Annotated in this window: 21 protein-coding genes; all 21 read right to left on the bottom strand. The window is 62.1% G+C overall.

Annotated features, from left to right (window positions below; translation table 11 throughout):
- Window positions 1–157: 157 nt before the first annotated feature.
- A complete protein-coding gene (gene recN, locus PHI30_RS01440; RefSeq protein ID WP_300022905.1) occupies window positions 158–1,843 on the bottom strand; it encodes a DNA repair protein RecN in 1,686 nt (561 codons plus the stop codon).
- A 177-nt stretch (window positions 1,844–2,020) separates the two neighbouring features.
- On the bottom strand, window positions 2,021–2,470 hold the full coding sequence (locus PHI30_RS01435; protein ID WP_300022903.1) for an arginine repressor: 450 nt from the start codon (window positions 2,468–2,470) through the stop codon (window positions 2,021–2,023).
- Window position 2,471: 1 nt separating this feature from the next.
- Window positions 2,472–3,344, bottom strand: coding sequence for an NAD(+)/NADH kinase (locus PHI30_RS01430; RefSeq protein WP_300022900.1), 873 nt, complete (start codon window positions 3,342–3,344; stop codon window positions 2,472–2,474).
- Window positions 3,341–4,165, bottom strand: a complete 825-nt coding sequence (locus tag PHI30_RS01425) for a TlyA family RNA methyltransferase (protein ID WP_300022897.1) — start codon at window positions 4,163–4,165, stop codon at window positions 3,341–3,343. Before PHI30_RS01425 ends, PHI30_RS01430 begins: the two co-directional genes overlap by 4 nt.
- A complete protein-coding gene (dxs, locus tag PHI30_RS01420; protein WP_300022894.1) occupies window positions 4,158–6,014 on the bottom strand; it encodes a 1-deoxy-D-xylulose-5-phosphate synthase in 1,857 nt (618 codons plus the stop codon). The genes PHI30_RS01425 and dxs overlap by 8 nt, the downstream gene beginning before the upstream one ends.
- Before the next feature lie 14 nt (window positions 6,015–6,028).
- A complete protein-coding gene (locus tag PHI30_RS01415) occupies window positions 6,029–6,571 on the bottom strand; it encodes a hypothetical protein (RefSeq protein WP_300022891.1) in 543 nt (180 codons plus the stop codon).
- A gap of 842 nt (window positions 6,572–7,413) precedes the next feature.
- Window positions 7,414–8,337: a 3-hydroxyacyl-CoA dehydrogenase family protein gene (locus tag PHI30_RS01410; RefSeq protein ID WP_300022888.1), complete on the bottom strand. Its 924-nt coding sequence runs from the start codon at window positions 8,335–8,337 to the stop codon at window positions 7,414–7,416.
- A gap of 207 nt (window positions 8,338–8,544) precedes the next feature.
- Window positions 8,545–9,420, bottom strand: a complete 876-nt coding sequence (locus PHI30_RS01405) for a polyprenyl synthetase family protein (RefSeq protein ID WP_300022885.1) — start codon at window positions 9,418–9,420, stop codon at window positions 8,545–8,547.
- Between the two features lie 3 nt (window positions 9,421–9,423).
- Window positions 9,424–9,660, bottom strand: coding sequence for an exodeoxyribonuclease VII small subunit (gene xseB, locus PHI30_RS01400; RefSeq protein ID WP_300022883.1), 237 nt, complete (start codon window positions 9,658–9,660; stop codon window positions 9,424–9,426).
- Window positions 9,657–10,871 (bottom strand): exodeoxyribonuclease VII large subunit, encoded by a 1,215-nt coding sequence (xseA, locus tag PHI30_RS01395; RefSeq protein WP_300022880.1) that lies wholly within the window; start codon window positions 10,869–10,871, stop codon window positions 9,657–9,659. Before xseA ends, xseB begins: the two co-directional genes overlap by 4 nt.
- Before the next feature lie 82 nt (window positions 10,872–10,953).
- A complete protein-coding gene (nusB, locus tag PHI30_RS01390) occupies window positions 10,954–11,403 on the bottom strand; it encodes a transcription antitermination factor NusB (protein WP_300022877.1) in 450 nt (149 codons plus the stop codon).
- A gap of 34 nt (window positions 11,404–11,437) precedes the next feature.
- Window positions 11,438–11,815, bottom strand: a complete 378-nt coding sequence (locus PHI30_RS01385; protein WP_300022875.1) for an Asp23/Gls24 family envelope stress response protein — start codon at window positions 11,813–11,815, stop codon at window positions 11,438–11,440.
- Between the two features lie 87 nt (window positions 11,816–11,902).
- Window positions 11,903–12,469, bottom strand: coding sequence for a SpoIIIAH-like family protein (locus PHI30_RS01380; RefSeq protein ID WP_300022873.1), 567 nt, complete (start codon window positions 12,467–12,469; stop codon window positions 11,903–11,905).
- Window positions 12,470–12,489: 20 nt separating this feature from the next.
- Window positions 12,490–13,005, bottom strand: coding sequence for a stage III sporulation protein AG (locus PHI30_RS01375; RefSeq protein ID WP_300022872.1), 516 nt, complete (start codon window positions 13,003–13,005; stop codon window positions 12,490–12,492).
- A complete protein-coding gene (locus PHI30_RS01370) occupies window positions 12,986–13,471 on the bottom strand; it encodes a stage III sporulation protein AF (RefSeq protein ID WP_300022869.1) in 486 nt (161 codons plus the stop codon). The genes PHI30_RS01375 and PHI30_RS01370 overlap by 20 nt, the downstream gene beginning before the upstream one ends.
- Window positions 13,468–14,544 (bottom strand): stage III sporulation protein AE, encoded by a 1,077-nt coding sequence (locus tag PHI30_RS01365; protein ID WP_300022867.1) that lies wholly within the window; start codon window positions 14,542–14,544, stop codon window positions 13,468–13,470. The genes PHI30_RS01370 and PHI30_RS01365 overlap by 4 nt, the downstream gene beginning before the upstream one ends.
- Window positions 14,541–14,930, bottom strand: coding sequence for a SpoIIIAC/SpoIIIAD family protein (locus PHI30_RS01360; RefSeq protein ID WP_300022864.1), 390 nt, complete (start codon window positions 14,928–14,930; stop codon window positions 14,541–14,543). The genes PHI30_RS01365 and PHI30_RS01360 overlap by 4 nt, the downstream gene beginning before the upstream one ends.
- Window position 14,931: 1 nt before the next feature.
- The gene (spoIIIAC, locus tag PHI30_RS01355) at window positions 14,932–15,126 is read right to left on the bottom strand and encodes a stage III sporulation protein AC (RefSeq protein ID WP_300022862.1); all 195 of its coding nucleotides are present in this window, start codon (window positions 15,124–15,126) and stop codon (window positions 14,932–14,934) included.
- Between the two features lie 10 nt (window positions 15,127–15,136).
- Complete coding sequence (locus PHI30_RS01350) at window positions 15,137–15,631, bottom strand: stage III sporulation protein AB (RefSeq protein WP_300022860.1); 495 nt, start codon at window positions 15,629–15,631, stop codon at window positions 15,137–15,139.
- Window positions 15,625–16,539 (bottom strand): stage III sporulation protein AA, encoded by a 915-nt coding sequence (locus PHI30_RS01345; RefSeq protein WP_300022856.1) that lies wholly within the window; start codon window positions 16,537–16,539, stop codon window positions 15,625–15,627. Before PHI30_RS01345 ends, PHI30_RS01350 begins: the two co-directional genes overlap by 7 nt.
- Window positions 16,540–16,706: 167 nt before the next feature.
- On the bottom strand, window positions 16,707–17,540 hold the full coding sequence (locus PHI30_RS01340) for a hypothetical protein (protein WP_300022853.1): 834 nt from the start codon (window positions 17,538–17,540) through the stop codon (window positions 16,707–16,709).
- Between the last annotated feature and the right edge of the window lie 163 nt (window positions 17,541–17,703).

Raw genomic sequence — 17,703 nt, 5'->3', positions numbered from 1 at the left:
TTCTACCCGGCAGCCAGCGCCCAGGCACACGCACATTGTGTTACAAAGGAAAAAAACGGCACCCGCAGGCGCCGCTTTCCTCACTCCCAATTTTTAGGAGCATGTTAATTTTCTTCTTGACATTTGCGGGAATTGCCGCATTTTTAACGCCCAGCCGTCACCCAAGCGCCCTGCGGTAGCCCTCCGCCTCGTCCAGCAGCTCTCCCGCGCTTTGCAGCAGGGCGTCCGTTATTTTGCTGCCGCCGGTGATCCGGGCCAGTTCCGCCTTGCGCCGCTCCCGGTCCAGTGAGACGACACGTGTAAAGGTTCTTCCCTTGCTCTCCCCCTTCTCCACGGAGAAATGGGTGTCCGCCATGGCGGCCAGCTGGGGCAGATGGGTGACGCAAAGCACCTGCTTGCGCCTCGAGACCTGGGCAAGCTTTTCCGCCACCTTCTGGGCGGCCCGGCCGGAGACGCCGGTATCCACCTCGTCAAAGACCAGCGTGCCCACGGCCTCCTGCTCCGCCAGCACGTTTTTCAGCGCCAGCATGATGCGGGCCAGCTCGCCGCCGGAGGCGATGCGGGCGATGGGCCGCAGGTCCTCCCCCACGTTGGCGGACATCAGAAAGCGGATGGCGTCGCACCCGTCCACTGCCGGGTCCTTTTCCGCAAAGTCGATGGCGAAGCGGACCTTGTGCATATCCAGCTCCCCCAGCTCCTTTTGGATGCGCTGCTCCAGCGTCTGGGCGGCGGCCTTTCGGACCGCCGTCAGCGCCTTGCCGGCGGCAAAAACGGCGCTCTCTGCCGCCTTTAGCTTGCTCTCCAGCAAAAGAAGGGTGTCGTCCGCCGTCTCCATGGCGCTAAGCTCTCCCCGGCAGCGGTCGAGATACGCGAGCATATCCTCCACCGTGGCGCCGTATTTCTTCTTCAGCCGGTAGAGCTGGTCGCTCCGCCGCTCCACCGCGTCCAGCTCGGCGGGAGAAAAGTCAAATTCTGCCCGTTTGTCCCGAATAATCTCGGCAAGGTCAAACGCTTCACAGCGTACCTGCTCCAATCGGTTGTAGATTTCGGTGAGGTCGCCGCTCAGGGTGCGGATGGTGGCGACGGCGCTTTCCGCGTCCCGCAGGGCGCTCACCGCGCCAGCGCTCTCGTCGTCCCCGTTCAGGCAAAAATCCGCGCCGGAAAGGGCTGAGAGGTACTTTTCCCCGTTACGCAAAAGGTTGCGCCGCGCCGTCAGTTCCTCGTCCTCCCCCGCCGTCAGCTCCGCGCACTCCAACTCGTCGATCTGGAAGCGGAGGCTGTCCATCCGCCGGGCCTTTTCCGCCTCGTCCATTTGCAGGGCGCGGATTTGGGCGCGCAGGTCCGCCATGGCGTCGTACGCCGTGCGGTAGGTGGAAAGCGCGGCTTCGGTCTGCCCGAAGCGGTCCAGATACGCGCCGTGGCGCTCTTCGTCCAAAAGCTGCGTGCCGTCGTGCTGGCCGTGGATGTTCAAAAGCTCCTCGCCGATGCGCCGCAGCTGCGCCACGGTGACGGGCCGTCCGTTGGCACGGCAGAGATTTTTTCCGTCGGCAAAAATCTCCCGCTGCAATAAAAGCTCCCCGTTCTCGTCCACCGCCACGCCGGTCTCTGCCAGAGCGCCAAGGTCCGGCGGCACAGCGGTAAATTCCGCGCTGACGAAGGCTTTTTCTGCGCCGGTGCGGATCAATTCCCGGGAGGTCCGGCCGCCCAGCACCGCGCCCATGGCGTCGATGACAATGGACTTGCCCGCGCCGGTCTCGCCGGTGAGGGCGTTAAAGCCCGGCTGGAACTGGATGTCCGATTCTTCGATGACCGCGATATTTTCAATGTGCAGCAACAACAGCATGGCCTTGTCCTCCCCTTTGGAAGAATAATGCAGGCGACGGAAGTAAAGTCCGCGCCAAAAAACCACTGGAAAGCAGTGTGCGTGAAGAACTATCGCTTTACCGGGAAAGCGCGATGGCGAGAACAATGCCCACCAGCAGAATTCCCGCGCCCGCCAGCAAAACCAAAGACATCGCCATCACAGCATCTCCTTGATCTCCTCGCAGAAGGCGGCGGCGGACTCCGTATCCTGCATCAGCAAAAAGGCGGTGTCGTCCCCGGCCAGCGAGCCGACCATGTAGGTGATGTCCATGTTGTCCAGCGCAGAACAGGCGGCGCTGGCAAGGCCCGGCATGGTCTTGAGGACCACGATGTTCTGGGCCGAGGCGATGCTGGTGATGCTCTCGCGGAAGATGGTGCGCAGCTTCTCCGCGAAATTCAGCTTCGTCCGGTTGCCGGAGACGGCGTACTTGTAAATGCCCTGCCCCACCGGTTCCTTAATAAGGTGCATCTGCTTGATGTCCCGGGAAATGGTGGCCTGCGTACTGGAGACGCCCCGCTCCAGCAGCCGCGTGAGCAGCTGCTCCTGCGTTTCGATATTTTCCTGTGCGATGATCTCTAAAATCATGGTTTGGCGGTCGTTTTTCATCTTACAGCCCTCCCGGCAGCATTTTTTGTGCAAAAACCTCGCAGAAGCTCTTCTCCGTGAGGCGGACCAGCTTCATGGCGTACTTGCTCCGCTTCACCTGCACCTTGTCGTCGGCGCGCAGGGCGAAGGCCCGGCTCTCGTCCACGCACAGATACACAGGCTTGCGGCCGTTGCGCTCCAGCTCCACCGTCAGCACGTGCTCCGGCGAGAGCACGTAGGAGGAAAAGCGCATGTTGTGGGTGCAGATGGGGCAGACCACCAGCGTCTGGGCCACCGGCTCCACCACGGGACCGCCCGCGGACAGGGAGTACGCCGTGGACCCGGTGGGGGTGGAGATGATGACGCCGTCCCCCGCGATGTCCGCCAGATGGCGGCCATCGGAGGAAATCTTCAAATGAATGACGTGGGAGATCGGTCCCTCACGAATCACCGCATCGTTGAGCCCGAGATTGGTGTAAATCTGTTTCCCTTCACGGAAAACGGACACGTCCAGCATCATCCGGGACTCCGTCTGGAAGTCCCAGGCCGCCAGCTTGCGCAAGGTCTCCAGCTCTCCGGCCTCCAGCTCCGCGATGAAGCCCAGCCCCCCCATGTTGATGCCCAAAACCGGCAGCTTGTGCAGGGCGGCCATTTTGGCGAGGTGCAAAATGGTGCCGTCCCCGCCGAAGGTGATGAGCAGGTCCGCGCCCCGCATCTCCTGAGGCAGGGAGCGCACGTCGTAATCGGCAAACGCGCCCGCCTTCTGGTCCTTGAAGGGAGAACAGACCGCCGTCTGGAAGCCCATCTCCCGCAGGATCTTGTCCGCCGCCTTCGTCGCCAGCATTCCCTGATCCCGGTTGGGATTGGGGCAGAGGATAATTTTTTTCGGATTCATATGCCGCTCCCCTCTCCGTGCTCTTTCAAAACCTCGTGGGATTCCGCCACCAGTGCGTCCAAATCAAAGGATTGCTCCTGCCCCGCTCCCTTTTCCAGATACCCCAGATACTCAATGTTTCCCTCGGGTCCCCGGATGGGAGAATATGTAATGCCAAGCACTGTAAAGCCTGAATCCTTTGCATGGGTCAAAAAGTGCTCCAGCACCTCCCGGTGGACGGCGGGGTCCCGGACCACGCCCTTTTTTCCCACCTTTTCCCGTCCAGCCTCGAACTGCGGTTTCACAAGACAGGCCACGTGGCCTCCGTCTCTCAAAACGCCGCAGACGGCGGGCAGGATGAGCTTGAGCGAGATGAAGCTCACGTCGATGGAGGAAAAATCCAGCGCCTCGGGAATCTGCTCGCTTGTGAGATACCGGGCATTGGTCCGCTCCAGACACACCACCCGGGGATCGCTGCGCAGCTTCCACGCCAGCTGTCCGTATCCCACATCCACGGCGTAGATCTTTGTCGCGCCGTTTTGCAGCATACAGTCCGTAAAGCCGCCGGTGGATGCGCCGATATCGGCGCAAACGGTCCCCGCAAGGTCGATGGGAAAGGTTTTCATGGCCTTTTCCAGCTTTAGCCCGCCCCGGCTTACGTAAGGCAGGGCGTTGCCCCGCACCTCGATCTCCGCGTCGTTTGCAACGGCGGTGCCGGGCTTGTCCACCCGCTGGCCCTTGATGAACACCAGTCCGCTCATGATGACGGCCTGCGCCTTCTGGCGGGTTTCCTGCAAGCCCCGCTCCACCAGCAGCACGTCTAGTCGCGTTTTATTACTCATGTGCCATTGCCTCCTCCACCGCCGCCGCGATGGCCGCGCCGTCCAGCCCGAAGCGGTGCTCCAGCTGGGGGACGCTGCCCTCCGGGGCAAAGGTTTTGCCGAGATTTTTTAAGATCAGTTTCTCCGGCGCCATGCCGTGTTCCGCCAAAATGGCGGCGATGCGCTGGCCCACGCAGCCCGCGCCGAAGGAGTCCTCCAGCACCAAAAGCCGCTTCATCTGCCCAAGGCTTGCGCAGACGTCTCCGTGCTCCAGCGGGGAAATGCGGTTTAGCTTCACCACGCCTGCGTGGATGCCGCGGCGCTCCAGCTCCTCCGCCGCATCCAGCAGATGGTTCACCAGCACGCCGTAGGAAAGGATCGTGACGTCCTCCCCCGCCCGCAGCCGGGCGATGGACGCATCCGCCGTGTCGGCGGTAAAGCCGCCCTCCCCGCCCCGGGGATACCGGACCACCACCGGGCCATCAAGCTCGAAGAGCGCCTGGCGCAGCATGTGCCGCAGCTCCGCAAAGCTGGAGGGGCACAGCACGGTAAAGCCCGGGATCTCGGAGAGAAACAGCGCGTCGAAGCAGCCGTGATGGGTCTCGCCGTCGGCGCCCACAAGGCCCGCCCGGTCCACGCCCAGCACCACGTGAAGCCCTTCCAGCGCCACATCGTGAATGAGCTGGTCGTAGCCCCGCTGCAAAAAGGTGGAATAGACCGCGAACACCGGGATCATCCCTTGGGCGGCAAGACCAGCAGCCATGGAAACGCCGTGTCCCTCCGCGATGGCCACGTCGAAAAAGCGGTTTGGAAACGCCCGGGCAAAGGGCGTGAGGCCGGTGCCGTCCGCCATGGCGGCGGTGATGGCGCAAACCCGTGGGTCCTTTGCGGCGCAGTCCGTCAGCGTTTTGCCGAACACGGAGGAAAAGGTCTCGCCCCCCGGCTTGGGCAAAAGCCCCGTGACGGGGTCGAAGGGCCCCACGCCGTGAAATTTGCCGGGATTCTGCTCGGCAAAGGGGTACCCCTTCCCCTTCACGGTGTTCACGTGGACCACCACCGGGCCGTTTTGCTCCCGCGCCCACTGCAAAACGTCGCACAGGCGGGGCAGATCATGGCCGTCGATGGGGCCGAGGTAGGTAAAGCCCATGTCCTCGAACAGCGTGCTGCCGGGCCAGAGCGTCTTTTTCAGGGAGGTTTTCAGCTTGTGGTTGAAGCGGTAGAGCTTATTTTCCATGGGCCGCTTGCCAAAAAGGCCCCGGTACCACTTCTTGAAGTGATAGTAGGCGCTCTTGGACCGCAGAAGGCTCAAATGGGTGGGCATCGCGCCCACGTTGGGGTTGATGGACATGCCGTTGTCGTTGAGAATGACGATCAGCGGCTCCCCGGAGGCCCCGGCGTTATTGAGTCCCTCGTAGGCAAGGCCGCCGGTGAGGGCGCCGTCCCCGATGAGGGCCAGTACGCTGTACGATTTTTCCTGTAAAGTTCTTGCCCTTGCCATGCCAAGCGCCACAGAGACGGAGTTGGATGCATGGCCCGCGATGAAGGCGTCGTGGACGCTCTCATAGGGCTTGGGAAAGCCGGAAAGGCCGTCCAGCTGGCGAAGGGTGGAAAACAGTTCCTGCCGACCGGTGAGGGCCTTGTGGACGTAGCACTGGTGGCCCACGTCAAAGACGAGACGGTCCTCCCGGGTGTCAAACACCCGGTGGATGGCCACCGTCAGCTCCACCGCCCCCAGATTGGAGGCCAGATGTCCGCCGGTCTGGGAGACGTTTTCGACCAGAAATTCCCGCACTTCCCGACAAAGCACCGCCAGATCGCTCTGGGGCAGCGCCTTCACGTCGGCGGGAGAATGAATGGATTCCAGAATCACGGGTTCCTCTCCTCTCAGCGGTGAAAGACATGCAGCGCCCGGCCCGCCCAATAGACCACCCGGGTGCTCTGCTTCATGGCAAAGGTCTTGGACAGGGCCTTGCCGCCGATGGTCAGTCCGGAGATCAGCGCGGTGACGCCCACGGAGATGAGCACGGTGCGGCAGCTCAGGGTGCGCTGCAATTGTGTCACGATGACGGCGCCGGTGGCGCCGCTGACGATGCCGCAGATGTCCCCCACCACGTCGTTGCAGACGCTGGAGACGTGGCTGGCGTTGCGCAGGAGGAACAGCGCCTCCTTTGCGCCCTTTTCCCGGTGGGCGGCCATGGAGTGGAAGGGCTTGGGGTCCGCGGCGGTCACCGCCACACCAAGCACGTCGAACACAATGCCAAGGCAGATGAACATGGCCAAAATCGCAATGGCGATTACCACATCCGCGCCGTCCAGCATCGTCTCAGACGCAAGACTCAACGCCGCGGACAGAGCAACCGCCATGCAAAACACCGTCAAGGCCCATCGGTATTGGGCGGAAGAACCGCCCTTTTTCTCTTTTTTCAAAAAACAGCCTCCGAAAATGGAAACAAAATTCTGCTAAGCCGGCGGCGGCAAAAAAGGTAAATCTTACGGCTTAGGTACGGGTCGGTTTTCCCCAAGGCACACCTCTCGTTGCCGATGGAGGCGGTTCCCCCTTTGGTGCCAAGGTGCGGCGTCGCCCATCCGCACTACCCGATTGCCACTTAGTCCGCACTGCAATCCCTTTTTTGCCCGGTCAAGACAGCCTAGGTGATTTCCACCGCAGTCTGTCCGCTTCTTTAGCCTCTTTTGCAGTCATGGTTTCAAAGAGCAGGGGGCCGTCGCTTGCTCCGGCCGGAGCGAAAACGGCCTGACCTCTTATTCGCCACACCCCACGCAAGGCAGGCTACGTCTGCACACAGCATTACGGCCCCGAGGGACCGATGTACCGCATTGCAGGTTCATAATCTGCTTCGTACACAGGCCGAAATTACCACAATGGGAGTACGTCTGTGCACAAGAGCAGGTCTCCACGAAAACAGGGTCGGGTTGACCATGCCATTGGAAATCGCCCTGAGTTCGCAAGCACGCGAGCGCGCTTCCCCCCAGCACCCACCCAAAACTGGGCGTATCAAGCAAGCACCAGAGGTTTCATCGATGTGCCCTTCAGAGGATTTTTAGGCCCTCCCTAGGAAACGGCAGATCTGACTAGAATACTGCGCCGCCGCTTAGCATGATAGAGTATATCACGACTTCAATAAATATACAACATATTCTGTATAAAGAAAAATAAACAATTTTTGAATTTTTTGCAGCTGGGCGAGGCAAAAGAGAGCATTTCCCCGCGCCGCCAAGGTAACAGGCGGCGCGGGGAAACGGCTGGGGCTTTATTTCGTCTCGTCCTTGAGCTTCACCGTTGCAAAGCGATAGAACGGCTTGCGCTTGCGCAGCTCGTAGTCCGCGCTCTTTTCCGCCGTCCAATCGTACAGGTCCTCGCCGGTGGCGGTCTTGTCCGTGAGCAGCTTGCCGGGTTTATCCGCATTGCAAAGATGGGGGAAGAGGTAGGTTTGGATGTTGGTTTGCAGCGACACGGGGATGTGGTCCCAGTACTCCATGAGGCCGATGGAGCTGTACCGCTGGCCGATGGAATAGAGGATGGTCTTGTCCACGGCGTCGGCGTCGGCAATGCCCTCTTCAATGATGTGCTCCGCCTCGCGGAACAATGCGTGGTGCAGGCGGTTGCCGATAAAGCCCGGGGCGTCCTTCTTCAGGACCACCGGTACTCGCCCCAGGTCCTCCAGCAATTCCACTTCCCTGTCCACGGCCTCCTGGGATGTAAATTCGCTCTTCACGATCTCCACCAGCGGCACCAGATGGGGCGGGTTCCAGGAGTGGGCCACCATGAAGCGCTCCTTGTGAAGCATCGTTGCGGCGATCTCGTTTGCGGAGATGGCGGAGGTGGTGGAGCTTAGGATGGTCTCCGGCGGGCAGACGGCCTCCAAATGGCCCATGACGTCCCGCTTGGTCTCAATGGTCTCGGCGGTGGATTCAATGACGAACGCGCACGCCGCCAAATCCTCATAGGCCGTGGTGGTCACAAGGTATCCGAGGGCCTTTTCCTTCTGGGATTGCGACAGGACGCCCGCCGCGATGAGATCGTCCAAGCTCTCGTGGATGAGCCGGAGCCCCTTCTCGCAGCTTTCCTCTGTGCGGCCATGGATGACGGTGGGATAGCAGTTGCAGATGAGCAGCACGGCGGTGCCGGTGGCCATAGTGCCGGTGCCGACCACGCCAACTTTACAAGGTTTCATAAGCGCGCCTCCTCATAGTTTACTGGATATTCCAAATATAGCATGATTTCCCCCGCCGGGCAACGGAAAGTTATGAAACCGAAAAAATCTCCCGAAATCCCACAAAAAAAGTCCTAAAACTTCTCCGGGCAGAAAAAAGCGGGGGAATGTTCCCCCGCTCCGGTTTGTCGAAAAAAGTCTCGGCGCCGTGAACCTTTTGAGGCGGTCTCAGTGCTTCCGCTCCGCAAGAGAGTCCGCCAGCGCGGCGAGGAACCCGCTTTCATCGCAGACCGCCACGGCCTCCTTTGCCCGGTTTGTGGCGTCCAGCACCGCCTTGTCGCAGCCCTCCAGCCCCAGAAGGTCCACGAAGGTCACCTTGCCCTCCTCCGCGTCGGAGCCGATGGGCTTGCCGAAAACGGCCTCGTCCCCCACCACATCCAGCATGTCGTCCCGGATTTGGAAGGCCAGTCCCAGATTTTCGGCGTAACGCTCCGCAGCCGTCCGCACAGCCGCGCCCGCGTGGGCGGCGGCGCAGCCCATGAGGCAGGCGGCCTTGATCATGCAGCCGGTCTTGAGGGCGTGGACCTCCGTCAGCTCCAGCTGGGTTTTGGGGGCGTGGAGCGTGTCCAGCACCTGCCCGGCCACCATGCCGTCCGGCCCGGCGGCCCGGGCAAGGAGCAATGCGCATTCCGCCCGGGCTGTTTCGTCAAGACCGCTGCCCAGAATCAGCTGGAAGGCGGCGGGCTGCAAAGCGTCCCCCGCCAGCACTGCCAGCGTCTCGCCGTAGACCTTGTGGTTGGTGGGCTTGCCCCGGCGCAGAGCGTCGTCGTCCATGCAGGGCAGGTCGTCGTGGATGAGGGAATAGGTGTGGACCATCTCCACCGCGCAGGCGGCGCTAAGCGCCTCTTTCCAGTCCCCCCCGGCGGCGCGGGCAAACTCCAGCGTCAAAATGGGCCGCAGCCGCTTGCCGCCGGAGAGCAGGCTGTACCGCATACAATCGTACAGGTCCGCCCAGTGGGGCGTTTTGGTGAATTGGCCGCTTAAAAATTCCTCCACGGCGTCAAGGTACGCCTGATACCGCGCGTCAAATGCCTGCTGGTCCATGCTTCACGCCTCCGTTTCCGCGAAGGGCAGCTCCACCGGCGCGCCGTCGGGCCCCTTCATCAGCTGAACCACCTGCTGCTCGGCCTGATCCAGCTGGCTGGAGCAGGCGGCGATCAGCTTCGTGCCCTCTTCAAACAGCGCAAGAGAGTCCGCCAGCGGGGCGTCTCCCTTTTCCAGCGCCGAGACGATCTCTTCCAGTCGAGATAGCTGCTGTTCAAACGTTTTGGCTTTTGTGCTCATCGTTGTCCCTCCTCAAACGGCGTTTCCACCGTGGCGGTGAACCTGCCCTCTCCCAGCGTGACGGAAACCCGGTCTCCCGGTCCCACGTCCCGCCAGCTCTTCAAAATCTGCCCGGAATCGCTCTGGGCCATGGCGTAGCCCCGGCCCAGCACCTTCAGCGGGCTCATGGCGTCCAGCGACGCCGCGAGGGCGGAAAACCGCGCCCGCTTCCGCTCAAGCGCCGCCCCGGAAAGGTCCCCCAGCCGCTGCTGTGCGTGGAGCAGCGCCATGCGCTTGTCCTGCACATAGGCCAGCTGATTTGTCATCACCCGCTTGGTTGCAAGGGTCTCCAGCCGCTCTCGCAGCGTCTCGAGCCGGGCGGATTCACACTGCTCCATCCGCTCCCGCGCCCCCCGGAGCCAGCGGAGAAGCTCCATCCGGTCCGGCACGGCAAGCTCCGCCGCGTTGGACGGCGTGGAGGCTCTCACGTCCGCCACAAAGTCCGCGATGGTCACATCCGGCTCGTGGCCCACGGCGGAGATGACGGGGGTTTGGCACGCATAGATGGCCCGGGCCACCCGCTCGTCGTTGAAGGCCCAGAGGTCCTCCATCGACCCGCCGCCCCGGCCGGTGATGAGGAGGTCGCCAATCTTCCAGCGGTCCGCGTAGCGGATGGCGCCGGCGATCTCGGCGGGGGCCTCCGCCCCCTGCACCCGGACGGGCAGCAGGATCACCTTGGCGGCGGGATAGCGCCGGCGCAGAATGCGGATCATGTCGTGGACGGCAGCTCCGGCGGAGGAGGTGACCACGGCGATACGCGCGGGGTACGGCGGCAGGGGCTTTTTGTGGGCGGGATCGAACAGCCCCTCGGCAAAAAGCCGGGCCTTGAGCTGCTCGAAGGCCACCGCCAGATCGCCCGCCCCCTCCGGCGTGAGGGTGTTGCAGTACAGCTGGTAGGCCCCGTCCCGGGGAAAGACGCTGACGCGTCCCGTGACCAGCACCTTCATGCCGTTTTCCGGGCGGAAGCGCAGCTTGAGCGCCGCGCCCTTGAACATCACGCAGCGCAGTGCGCCCTCCGGGTCCTTCAGGGAAAAGTAGTGGTGGCCGGAGGGGTAGAGTTTGTAATTGGACAGTTCGCCCCGGACGCAGATATTCTGGAGCATCGGCTCGTTATCCACCAGGAGCTTGACGAGGTGATTGACCTCGGTGACGCCGAAGATGTGCTGTTCCATGGGGCCTCCTTTCCGTTTGGGACGGCAAAAAAAGCAGAGTCGGATAGCGGCGAGACGCCGCCGCGATCCGCTCTGCTTTGGGTTACTGGGGAATTTCCTGCCGCACAAAGCTGCCCAGAATCCCGTTCATGAATTTCACGGTCTCCGGCGTTTCGTACTTCTTGGCGATCTCAACGGCTTCGTTGATGGCCGCGCCGTTGGGGATATCCGGCATATAGAGAATCTCGTACATGGCCACCCGCATGATGGCGGAAGCCACCAGCGGGATGCGGTCAAAGCTCCAGCCCTTGGCATACTTTGCAATATAGCCGTCCAGCTCCGCCGCGTGGAGATCCACGCCCTTGACAAGGCGGCGGATATAGTCCTGCTGCTTGGCGTCGGGGGCGGACTCGTAGACCGGGTCCTCCGAGGCCAGCGTTGCGAAGGTCTCCGGCGTCAGCCGCTCGTCAAGCAGCGCGTCGATGGGCTTGTCGGTGAAGCTCAGCTCATAGGAAAGATGGATGGCGATCTCCCGTGCGGTATTCCGTACCATAAAACAATTACGTCCTTTTCTCTCTCGTTCAGCTTCAGGCCAGCGTCACGCCGCCCACATGGATGTTGACTGCCTCCACGGAGCAGCCGGTCATGGCCTCCACCGCGGAAGCGACGGCCGTTTGGGCCTTCTCGGCAACCTCGGGGATGGGGTGACCGTACTGCACGGAAAGATAGAGGTCCAGCCGGAGCGCCGCGCCAGTCATGTCGATTTTCACGCCGCGGGTGCCCTTCTGGGCGTTTTTCTTGTTTGCCACCAGGTCCGTGACGCTGCCGCCCAGATTGGTCATCATGCCGGAAACGCCCTCCACATCGCGCACAGCGCCCACGGCGATGGCGGCGATGACCTCCTCAGAGATATTGATGCTGCCGTTTTCCTCCGGCAGGGTCATGTATTCCTTGCTTTCAGCCATGATCAGATTCTCCTTATTCATGCTATCCTTGGTAAAAGCGAACTCTTAGGAATGTATTGTACCATGATTTCCCCAAAATTACAACAGCTAATTTGCCGCCATAATTTTGATTCCGCTGGCTGGGAAGCCGGTCTCCGTCTTGGCGATATCCGTGATTTTCGCCACATCCTCCGCCGTCAGGTCCCCTTCGTCCTTGGAGACCACCACGCTGATGCTGTCCTCCCCCATGAAGGCCACGCAGTCCTGATAGCCCTTGGCGGTGACGAGATTTTCGATCTGCGCTTCCTTGAGCGTGTAGGACGCCAGCACCTGAATGCCCGTGGACGCCTCGTTGGCCACGCTCTGCTCCGCGTCCTTCTGCTCCGCCGCCTCCTGTAAAAGGGTGATGGCGTTGTCCCGGGCCTGCTGGCGGGTGAGCCGGGCGGAGGCGAAGTAATCCGAGCCGGTGTAGACCGCCGTCTCATCCACCGGCGCGTCGCTCTCCTCCCCGCTGACCAGCGCCGCCTCGCCCAAAATCTTGGTGCCCGTCTCCTGGGTTTGCTTTGCCGCGTCCTTTGCCTGATCTCCCGTAAATTTCCAATTCAGCCCCACTGCCGCGCACACCAGCACCGCCATGGTGGCCACCACTGCGTTCCGTTTCCATCTTGCATTCATTGGGTGCTTCCTCCTCCAAATTATGACTGCCATTTTGCCACGGTGATATGGTCGCTGGAAAGTCCCGTCAGCGCCGCCACCGCCTCCGTCACCGCCAGCCGCACCGCCGGTGCCTCCCCGCCCTGACACACCACCAGCGCGCCGCGATAGGTCGGATACAGCGTCTTTGTCACCACCATCTCGTCGCCCGCCCCACCATCCACCAAAACGGTCTCGGATTTGCGGGAATAGTCCTCCGGCGAGGCCGTCGCGCCGCTGTACGTCAGCTCCGTATCCCGGGCCAGCTGCCGCTCGCCATCGGTATCCACCGTCAGCAGAACCCGCACCTGCCCCACGCCGCTGATCGTTCCCAGAATTTCCTCCATCTCGCCTTGCAGATCGCTTTCCACCGCCAAAGACTCCCCGCTGTCCCGCTTCCCTTCCGCGCCGTTCCCACTCGGCCACAGCAGCAGCCCTGCGCCGATCAGCACCACCAGCGCCACGTATTTGTACCTGTCCCATAGCGTTTGCACTCCTTTAGCTTTCGTCATTTCCATGTTGCCATGCCTGCCTCTCCCCGGGAATGTTCAGTTCCGACGCGATCCACTCCGCCATCTCCGCGGAATACTGCCCGGTGATCTCCGCCCGGACGGGAACCGGGATGCCTTCCTCATCCGGCTCCGTCGTCACCCGGACCGCAATGGATATGCCTCTTTTTTTGGCCTCGTCCGATATATATGCGGCTGTCCGCGTCTCTATGAGCCTAGCCATCTCCTCCTTTTCCGTGCCGGAAAGCTCCGCTTGCCGGGTCTCGATGGCCTGACGATAGTCGTCCATCTCCAGATGCAGCCGCCGAAGATCCATCCCCAGCACCGGACGCACCAGCGCCGAGAGCAAAATGAGTCCCCCAGTGAAGGAGGCGATTTTGCGAAGGGTCCCCTCCGGGATCACGATGCCCACCACGCTCACCAGCATGGTCACCGCCACCACGGAGGAAAGCCACGCCCGTACCGCCGTCATCATGGCGACACCGCCGCTACGGAGGAAAGCACGGAGATGAGCAGCAGCAGCGCGCAGCTTCCGGTCATGCCCAGCACCAGACCGAAAGCGCCGCCCAGCCCGTCGATGAGCTTGCACAGCTGGGGCGCGCCCAGCACCTCCGCCAGAAAGGCCGTGAGCTTATAGAGGAGATATTGGATGCCCAGCTGCAAAAAGGGATAGGCGCACCCGGCCAAAATTGCCAGCATCCCAAAGACCCCGATGGTGTTTTTCAACATGCCCGCCCCCGCCAGCACCGTTTCCGCCGCTTCGGAGATGATGCCGCCCACCACCGGCACCACGCCGAAGATGGCGGCCTTCGTCACCTTCACCGTGGCCGCGTCCGCCGCGCCGGTGACGATGCGGGCAACGGAGAGGTAGACGGTAAAGGCCAGCAGCGCGGTGGTCAAAATCCAAGTGACGATTTTTTTGAGACCCTCGGCAAGGGCGCCCAGCCGGTTTTCCGGCAGGCACGCGGACGCCGCCAGCACGCCGATGTAAAGATAGACCAGCGGGAGCAGCAGCTCCCGGATGAGACTTACCAGCACCTCCACCAGAAAGACCGTGGTCACCTGCTGGACCGTGGCGGTGCCTATGCCCCCCGCCGCCGCCGTGGCTGCCGCCAGCGTGGGCAGCAGCGCCCGGGAAAAGATCGACAGCTCCTGGATGGTGCTGCTTCCAAGCCCAATCAGAGAGTCCAGACTCCCGGCGGTGAGCAGCGTGATGGAAAGCGCGCCCGCCATGGGTAAAAAGACCGCCGCCCGGCTGCCCCCGGCGCTTTGAAAAACGCCGTCCACCGCGCCGCACAAAACCACCACCAGCAAAATCGCCGCCGCGCCGTGCAGGCGCTGGCGCAAAATTTTGCCCACCTGCCCGCTCACCTTTTCTAAAAGCGTCCCAACGCCGCCGGTAAAGTCGCCGCCACTTAAGTCTGTGTCCTCCAGCAGCTCCTGCGCCCCCTCCGGCATGGACCGCGTCAGCTCCCGGGGAATTTCCGCCGCCCGGGCCTCCCCCGCAAGCAGCAAAAGACAGACAATCAGCACCCATAGCTTTTTCATTCCATCAACTCCAACAGCAGCGAGAGCACCGACCGCAGCAGCGGCAGCGCCGCAAGCAGCGCGCAGATGGCCCCCGCCGTCTCCACCACCGCGCCAAGCGCCGTCTCCCCCGCATCCCGGCAAAGACTGCCGCCAAGGCGCACCACAAGGGCGATGCCCACCGTTTTGTAAAGCGGGACGAACAGCTCCATGGGGACGCCGCTGCGCTCCGCCAGCTCCGTCAAAAACGAGAGCAGCGACTCCAGATCCTTCAGCAAAAACAGCAGGACCAGAACCGCGGACGCCAGTGTCAAAAGCAGCGCGCTCTCCGGGCTGCCCCGCTTCACCACCAGCGCCAGCAGCGCCCCCGTCACGCACAGCGCCGTCACCTGAAAGATCTCCGTCATGTCAAAAACCGAACAGCTGCTTGATGAGCGTGAAGAGGTCGCTGATCTCCCGCACCATCATCATCAAAACCACCACCAGCCCCGCAAGGGTCGTCATCATGGCCTGTTCCTCCCGGCCGGAGCGCACCAGCAGCTGGTTGAGCACCGCCACCAGAATTCCGATGGCCGCAATTTTGAAAATCAAATCCACATCCATTGTCGTATCCTCATATCAGTAAAATTACCAGCAGCGCCGCGGCGGAAAAGCACAGTGCCGTGGTCCGCTTTTCCTCCGCCTGCCGGTCCTTTTCCAAATCCTCCCGGCTTTTTGTCAGCTCGTAGATGACAAGGGAAATTGCCTTACATACGCTCTCCTCGTCGCCGTGGAGATCGTCGCCCAGCGCCGATAGCACGGAGCGGTCCCGAGGGGAAAGGGGCAGACCGTCCACGCCCCGCCCCCATGCCGTCGAAAGGCCCTCGCCGCTTGCAAGGGCAGCTGCCGCGCCGCAAAAGAGTCCCCCGGCGCTTTTGCAGGAGGCGCCCAGCGAGGAAAGCAGCGGCGGAAGTGGCGTGCGCGCCATGCGGATCTCCTCGCTCATCCGCCGCAGGGCGGTGAGAAGGTCGGACAGCGTGTCCGATTTTTGCCGCCGCTCCGCCAGCCGCGCCCGGCGCACCAGCACGCCCCCCGCCAGAATCAGGAGACTTCCCAGCACCTTCACCATGGCAGCTCCTCCACCTGATAGGTCCGTCCCGTCTCCGTGCAGAGAATCCGCACCGCCAGACGGAACACCTGATCCTCCAGCAGCTGGCGGTAGAGGGGCTTTTTCATCAGTTCGCCCACGTCGCCGGCGTGGATGGTGGCCAGCAGCTTTACGCCGCACCCGCAGGCCATGGACACGGCCTTCAGGTCCTCCCGGACGGTGATCTCGTCCACGGCAATGATCTGGGGATTCATGGCCCGCAGCACCATGGGGATGCCCACCGCTTTGGGGCAGGCGTCCAGCACGTCGGTGTGAGGGCCAACGTCCATCTGCGCTTCGCCCCGGACCATCACGGCCACCTCGCCCCGCTCGTCGATCAACGAGACCCGGCGGGGGCCGAAGCTTGCCACGCCCTCGGAGAGCTGGCGCACCAGATCCCGCAAAAGGGTGGTCTTGCCGCCCCCGGGGGGCGAGAGGATCAGGGTGCTTACAAACTCTCCATCCCGAAACAGCTCCGGGGCCAGCACGTCCGCCACGCCCTTTCGCTCCCGGGCGATGCGGACCACCGCCGAGGAGAGCGCCTTGAGGTTGGTGTTCACGCCGTCCTTCATCACAGCGCTTCCGCAAAGTCCCACCCGGAACCCGCCCCGCACCGGTAAAAACCCCTCCCGAATGGTCTCCGCCGCCGCGTAGCGGGAAAAATCCGTGGAAAGATCGCACAGCGTCTCCAGCTCCTCCGGCTCCACAACGCCGTCCAGCGCCGTCTCGCCCGACGAGAGCAGTACCGTCATGGGCCATCCGGCCCGCAGACGGAATTCCTCCGCCTGGGCCTGCTGTGCCTCCCCCAGGGCAAGGGCCAGCTTTCGCAGCCGTACCGGCAGCACGGCGGCAGCGTCCTGATAGCGCAGAATATTCGCATTTTTTTGCAAGGGACTTCCCCCTTTCTTTTGTTGCTTCAGCATATGACGGCTCGTCCACCGGTATGCCTGAAAATGGAAAAGAAAAAAGCCGCCCCGGCGGCAAACTCTGTGAGACTTTTTCGACAAGCTGAAAAGCCGTCCCGAAGGACGGCTTTTCTCTGGAAATCCCGATTTACTTACTTACAGCAGCAGGACTTGGCGTCATCGTAATTTTCGGGCATGTGCACGGTGTTGGGCGGGAAGAATTCCCCCACGGGGAAGGAGATGTTCTTGAACACGCAGCAGGGGTCCTCGCTGGCGTTGCCGCAGGAGCACTCCTTTTCGGGCATGCAGTAGTCGTACACCGGCACCAGCAGCTGGGAGTCCCGCTCCAGACGCACGATGGAAAACTGGCCCAGCGTGACAAAGACGCGGCGGCTGTCGTCCCCGCTGGAGAGGTCCCCGCCGAAAAATCCGTTGACAAAGGTGGGCACCTCGCAAAGATCGCAGTCGCAATCCCGCTTGCCGCAGCAGTCCACGATGCGGGCGTCCAGCACGATGGGGTCCACGGCCTCCACCACGGCGACGGGCGCGTTGGCCCGTTTCAGCAGTTGCATATCAGGCTCGCCCACCCGCATTTCAGAGGAGAAGATTTTGGCGTTCCCTTCGCTGCCGAAGAGGATCACGCGCTTGTCGAACACGCACAGGCCTTCCACGGTGACGGGGGCGGGGCAGCTCAGATACGCTTGCAGGGTGACGGCGTAGAAAAACCGCATATCCACGGTGTAGAAGCCCCGGTTGAAGCTGACGGGCTCCACATCCACATACACGTACAGCAGTTTGGCGCTGCCGCCCTTGACGGACAGCGCGCGGTTGATGGTATCCACATACTGGAGCTTCGGGTAGAAACGCAGGTCCTCGATGCAGTCTTTATCACGACAGGAATCATAGATTTTCCTGGTATGAATGCAAACCGCCTCTCGGATGCCGCTGGCGTCCATGACAGGACCGGGCATAACTTTCTCGGGCATTGCAATACCTCCTAATAAGTAGCTGGATGAAAGAATGGAGTTCTTTCAATCCAGTGTATGCCCCACGTCTCAGAAGGTGAAAAAAAGAGACGCGCCTTCCCGGCGCGTCTCCGAACTTATCAAAAATATCTCGCGGAGTTTGCCGCCGGATCGGCAACCAATC

It is taken from the genome of Oscillibacter sp. (assembly GCF_028693505.1).
GTDB lineage: Bacteria > Bacillota > Clostridia > Oscillospirales > Oscillospiraceae > Oscillibacter.
Note: the sequence above shows the minus strand (reverse complement) of the source record. Positions and strands in the feature narration are given on the sequence as shown.